This window comes from Fimbriimonadia bacterium (assembly GCA_039961735.1).
Classification (GTDB): domain Bacteria; phylum Armatimonadota; class Fimbriimonadia; order Fimbriimonadales; family JABRVX01; genus JABRVX01.
In genome coordinates, this window is sequence record JABRVX010000032.1 from 1 (window position 1) to 5,706 (window position 5,706).

At 61.7% G+C, this 5,706-nt stretch carries 4 protein-coding genes; 1 reads left to right on the forward strand and 3 read right to left on the reverse strand.

Annotated features, from left to right (window positions below; all coding sequences use genetic code 11):
* Nucleotides 1-451: 451 nt before the first annotated feature.
* The gene (locus HRF45_08745; protein MEP0766610.1) at nt 452-1,333 is read left to right on the forward strand and encodes a tyrosine-type recombinase/integrase; all 882 of its coding nucleotides are present in this window, start codon (nt 452-454) and stop codon (nt 1,331-1,333) included.
* 94 nt (nt 1,334-1,427) lie between these two features.
* Here the strand turns inward: HRF45_08745 and HRF45_08750 are convergent, their stop codons facing one another.
* The 3 genes from HRF45_08750 to HRF45_08760 all read right to left on the reverse strand — a co-directional run bounded on the left by HRF45_08750 (nt 1,428) and on the right by HRF45_08760 (nt 5,398).
* Nucleotides 1,428-1,853, reverse strand: a complete 426-nt coding sequence (locus HRF45_08750) for a hypothetical protein (GenBank protein ID MEP0766611.1) — start codon at nt 1,851-1,853, stop codon at nt 1,428-1,430.
* Nucleotides 1,854-2,078, reverse strand: coding sequence for a helix-turn-helix domain-containing protein (locus HRF45_08755; GenBank protein ID MEP0766612.1), 225 nt, complete (start codon nt 2,076-2,078; stop codon nt 1,854-1,856).
* A 524-nt stretch (nt 2,079-2,602) separates the two neighbouring features.
* Nucleotides 2,603-5,398, reverse strand: a complete 2,796-nt coding sequence (locus HRF45_08760; protein ID MEP0766613.1) for a class I SAM-dependent DNA methyltransferase — start codon at nt 5,396-5,398, stop codon at nt 2,603-2,605.
* Between the last annotated feature and the right edge of the window lie 308 nt (nt 5,399-5,706).

Below are 5,706 nucleotides of genomic sequence, written 5' to 3' on the forward strand. Positions count from 1 at the left end.
GGGCATCACTCTGGCGATCCGGGCTTCACTTCGGCGATGAATATGGGCATCACCCTGGCGATCACGCCCCGATTGTGGACATTAACTCTGGCGATTCACAGCGATTCGGGCGTTCGAAGAGGTGGTACAGGATGGAAAGTTGGATTCGGAAGAACGCGTACGAACAGCCCGCGACGACCGTTCAGCAGCAGCTTACGCAGTTGAACCGCTACGCCCTGATAAGAAGACTCCGTTCCGGCGCGGTAACCCCGTGCACTGAAGTTCAGCTGTTCAAGACTCTCAAGGAGCGCCGCCGTTAGGTCTCGTTGGTTTCTGCGCACTTGCTACCCCACAGTCCATTGTAACCTGTTGTGGCCACCAAACGCTGAAGGCGCTGGTCCACCCGGCTGTTTGCTACGCACGATAATTCCAGTTATCTTGCATAGGCCGATACGGCCCAAGGTGCAATTCGATGACTCAGCTAGTCCCAAGTGCCCAAGCACTCGGCTTCAATGGCCTTCCCGTCCAAGCATCGAGTGACGACCAACTCATCGACCTTTGGCTGTATGGGAAGTCCGCACACACGTGCCGGGCATACGAGGCGGACCTGAGGCGCTTTCGCGCTTTCACCGGCCGAACGCTGGCCCAGGTCACGCTGGGGGACCTCCAAGGCTTTGCGGAAAGCCTGACGGGCAGCGACGCCACCCGCCGCCGCACGGTGGCGTCTGTGAAGTCCGTGCTGACCTTTGGCCAGAAGCTGGGATACCTGCCCTTCAACATCGGCGCCGCACTCCAGGTCAAGGCGCAGCGCGACACGCTGGCCGAACGGATTCTGTCCGAGGCCGATGTGCAGCGGATGCTGGCATTGGAGACCGACCCGCGTAACCACGCCCTTCTTCGGTTCATGTACGCGACGGCCGTCCGGAACAGCGAAGTTGCCGGACTGCGTTGGCGGAACCTGCAACCAACGGACCACGGGTGCGGTGTGGCGAACATCCACGGCAAGGGGAACAAGACGCGCACGATTCGTGTCGAGGCCGGGCCATGGCAGGAAGTCTGTGCGCTTCGCAGAGAAGGAAGCACCGCCGACTCTCCGGTGTTCCTATCGCGGCGTGGTGGGGCACTCAACGAGTCACAGGTGTTCCGCATCGTGCGGGCGGCGGCGGAACGGGCGGGCATCGAAGCGACAGTCAGCCCTCACTGGATGCGTCACGCCCATGCAAGCCACGCACTCGACCGAGGGGCACCGGTCTCGTTGGTTCAGGCCACTCTGGGGCATTCGTCAATCGCAACCACCGGACGATACCTCCATGCGCGTCCGGGAGAGTCGAGTGGCCGGTACCTGTCGGCCTGATGCCTCCCAGAGGGACCGGCTTGGCGACGTGTAAACGCACCGAATGAGTTATCGACCGCGTGTAAACGCCTTGGCGCCGGGCACCGCACCCTGATTAGTTGCGGCTGAACCGAGTCCCAAGCTGTTGACACCCTGGCCAGCACGGCGAAAGCGCCTGCGGGCGGGGCTGAGATTCGGCCCAGTTGGACCAGTCGCACACGGCCTCGAACAGACGGTCGAGGTCGCACCACTCGGGGTCCTGCATACAGCCCAGAATCTGAAAGGCCTCTGGGCACCCCGGCTGGCCCCAGACGTAGATGACCGTCGAACGCCCATCGTCGATTCGGCGCCGAAAGTAGATGTCTTGCCCGACAGGCATACGCGTACGTGGGCCTTTGGCTTCGATGTAGAGAAACCGGCCGTTCACTTCGACAGTTCCGTCAACGTCCGACAGGCGGATGTGCGGGTTTGCGAAAGCACCTTCAAGGAATCCCCAATCCCAAAGGGCATCGACGAACCTTGCTTCACTCTGGATTGACATCTACAGGCTGCCTGCGACAATCGTGCTGTTAATGGGGCGACCGAACAGGGCCCTTCGCCGTTCGATGTACTGGGTGAGGTCTTCCGGCGTGAAGATGCGCCCGGTAATACCGAACCCAACTTCTCCAATCGTGTGCTTGAGGTATCCGCGCCCGGTAGCCTTTCGCACAGCGCGTTCGCTGATGCCAAGGATTAGAGCTGCCTGTTTGGTGGTGTACGTGGTCAACTGTGCCTATCTTTGTTTACTTCCGGAGTGTGTCCCGGTACGGACCATTGTACCATCAGGAAGGGGCACTATTGTCGAAACGGCGAAATTCTTTCGCACCACAAGGTAGGCGGAGCCCAACCCAGCACCTTATGGGACACAGTCATGTGTGGCCAGACAAGATGTGCTGACCCGCCAACTATTTTGGGCTTTCAGGTAAAGGCCCCCAAAGCGTCGTTACACTTGAACAGGAACAGGCCGGGCCTGAGACTTCCGGCCGAAGCCCCCCAGCGAAGGCCGGAACGGGGTCGAAGGCCCGGCGGCCCAAGGCCTAGGGCTTAAGGCAAAGACTGTCGTCCGACAGGACGCCTTCGGTAAAGCCGATCCAGTGTGCTGTCGCACAATGGATCACCCGGCAAGGAACGATCCAGCGTGCTATCGCCCACTGGATCACCCGGAAAATTGTTCCGCCGCCCTTCATTGGTCCGGGCGCCCACCGTCTGCGCCATTCCCGGCGCCGAACCGGTGACCGGGGGGCGCAGAGGCTAGGTACCCTCCCCGCCACTCCTACGGGCGTTCAGGGCCATCAGGCGTGCGAGGATTTCGCCGTCGCTGATGTCGAGTGGCCAGCCGTAGGCCGCCAAGACCGCACCGTCCAGACGCTTGTGGGCGTTCGTCAGCCAGGTCGGGCGTTCGTTGTAGAGGTTGGTCAGCGTCAGCTTCTTCAACTCTTCCGGTTCCAGCCCTTCCGGATTCAGAAAACCCTCGCGGAGCGAGTCCAGTTCGCGGGCGGCAGCCGCTATCGCACCGTACGCTGGGTCAGCGGTGTCTTCGTGGCCCGGTGGCCATGGCAGCGGGAACGTCTCGAAGCAGGTCGTGTTGTTGTAGGTGGGGCGTCCACCGAGACCGCCATCACCGTGACGGGACGAAGTGGCCAGCGCCCACACCTCGTGGACGTGTGACTGAAGGACGCCAAAGAAGTAATCGTCGTCCCTGGCAAACGCAAACACGCGGCTGTCGGGGAGTGTCGTTGAATCCACCCACTTGAAGACGCGGTGTTTGGCCACACGGGGCGTAGCGAGGAATCTGGTCAGGGATTTCGTGGCAGTTCTGAGGTCGCGGCCAGACCGCCCCAGCCGCCACCACGCCTCGCGACGTTGCCTGTCTCGGTTGCGTTCTCTTGCCGGTTTGACGTGCCGTGCGACGTATTCGAACGGTGCCTCGTAACGGGCAGCCTCCTCGTGCACCATGTCAGCGAAATCGATGATGTAGCTACCAGTGTCCCGGTCAGTGATGTCACGACCGTTGACCCAGCGACGAATCACGTCGCTGTTCGGCTTTCCATGTGGATTGGGGCGCGTCAGCATCTTCTCCGCGACGTCACGGCTGATGTCGAAAGGCCCCACCTTGACAGGACCCTGAAAGCAGATACCCGAGTTCTCTGCCAGCCGCCTCGCACGGGTCAAGTCCAACTGGCTGGTCAGGTTGGCGTTGATGCCCTCCACCGGAACGCCGTCCAGTATCTTCTCCGTCTCGCTGCCGTCGTCGAATCCGACCATTGACACGCGCACGGCCGCCCCGTCAAGAACCCATGGGCGGTCAGACTCCGCAAAGAAGATGCTTCCGGTCTGCTGAATGCGTTCCAACGTGTGCCGGTTAGCGCCTTGTCGGATTGACTGCGTCGCAAGCAACCCAACACGTTTCACAGTGCCCTGGGCGACCATCTCGCGGGCCTTCTCGTGCCAGTAGCAACACAGGTCCGCCTCTCGGCGCACGCGTCCGTCCCACAGGGCAAACAGGGCGTTAACGTACTCGTCTCCCAACTCGGTCCGCAGCCTCTTTCCGCCGATGAAAGGCGGGTTTCCAATGATGAAGTCCACGTTCGGCCACGGCGGTTCGATGGGGTGGCCGTCAGCGCCTGTTTCGAGAATCGCGTCCATCAGCTTGATGTTGTCCAGGGGCTGGAGGATGGGCACTTCATCGACCAGAGACATCCCATTCCGGCGCTTCCATTGCAGGTACCCAATCCAGACCACGATGCCTGCCAACTCGTGGGCGTACTCGTTTGTTTCGATGCCGAAGAGTTGGCCAGGGTGGACGCGTGGCGCCGGACCGTCGAGTCCCCATGTTGCCGCACGTACCATGGCTTCCCGTTCCATCAGCTTCAGCTTCTCCAGTGCCACGTAGAGGAAATTCCCGCTTCCGCAGGCCGGGTCGAGAATGCGGACGCTGGCAAGTCGGGATACGAAGGCGTCGAGTAGCTGTGACGCCTCGGTGGCTGCTTCGGCCGTCGCGCCCTTCGCCATCAGCCCGTCCACCTTGGCGGCGACCTGTTCCCATTCCCTGCGCAACGGCTTCATCATCACGGGTTCGATGAGGGTTTCGATGTCTTCCCGCGAGGTGTAGTGCTTGCCAAGCTGCGCCCGCTTCCTCACGTCGATGATGCGTTCGAACAGCGTCCCGAAGATGGATGGTTCCACGTCGGCCCAATCCGCCTCGTCGGCCTCTCGCAGGGCCATCAGGTTGTCGTAGTCGATGGCCAGGGCAACCGGGTCAACGAAGATGCCGCCGTTGAAGTGCGGGATGTGGTGTTCCCCGAACTGACCACCGGAGTTCATGACCACGAAGAGTTGCGAAAGGGCCGATGCAAAGGCGGCGGACGTTGCGCGGTTGTTGTCGATGATGCGCGTGACGATGCCCTTGGGCAGCAACCCTACGTCGCTGGCGAACATGCAGAACACCAGCTTGGAGAGGTACCGGGCGACGGTCATGTCGTTGTGGCCCCAGTCCCGCCGCAGGCTGACAGCCACACCCTCGAACAGTCTCGCTACGTCTTCCGTCAGCTTGGCCGTGGTCCTTTCGGGCACAAGCGATTCCGGGTCGTAGAAGCATCGCCGGACTATCTCCAGGGCGGGCAGCCCAGTGTCATCCACCGGCCCGCCGGTCAGAAAGTCGTCGAGGAGAAGCGTGATTCTTCGAGTCGTGCGACCGGTGTAGTTGGTGCGGATGATGATTCGGTCGAAGTCCGTGACGATGAGAAGGGGAGGGTTGTCGAGGTTGTCGCGATACTGAAGCAGTTGTTGATACGCCGCGTCGAGGTCGCCGCCCTTCCCCTTGTACTCAATCGCGAAGTGGCCTTCGTACCAGACATCGGCCCATCCCTGACGGCCCGAAACCTGGATGACGCCCTTTTGGTAGACGAACCGTCTCCCACGGGGGTCGGCCTCCACCGGCGCCGGGTGGCCGGTTAAGGCGCACAGGTCCTCAAAGTGCGACTGGTAGCCTTGCAACTCACCGAGTGTTGATGCCCGCCATCGCTGGACGAACCGCTGGACGTCCATAGGAGCGGGATTCTACTCCGAAATGAGGTGGCAGAGGATTCGTGTGACCGACGAGACATCCCCAGCCGCAACCCTATTCCTGTCGCGGGCACCGAGTTCAGACATCGCAGACCCCACTGGTTCGGAAGTGTCCGCGTGGGGACCACCATTGGTACCACGTGCCTAGACAGATGGCAGACATATTGGACCGATGGCCGACAGGCAGCCCCGTGTCAATCGCCGGAGTGATGCCGGGGTGGATCGCCAGAGTGATGCCGGCCCCCAACGATGTCGCTTAGGGTCAGGTCATGGGCGGCTCCGCGGTCGGA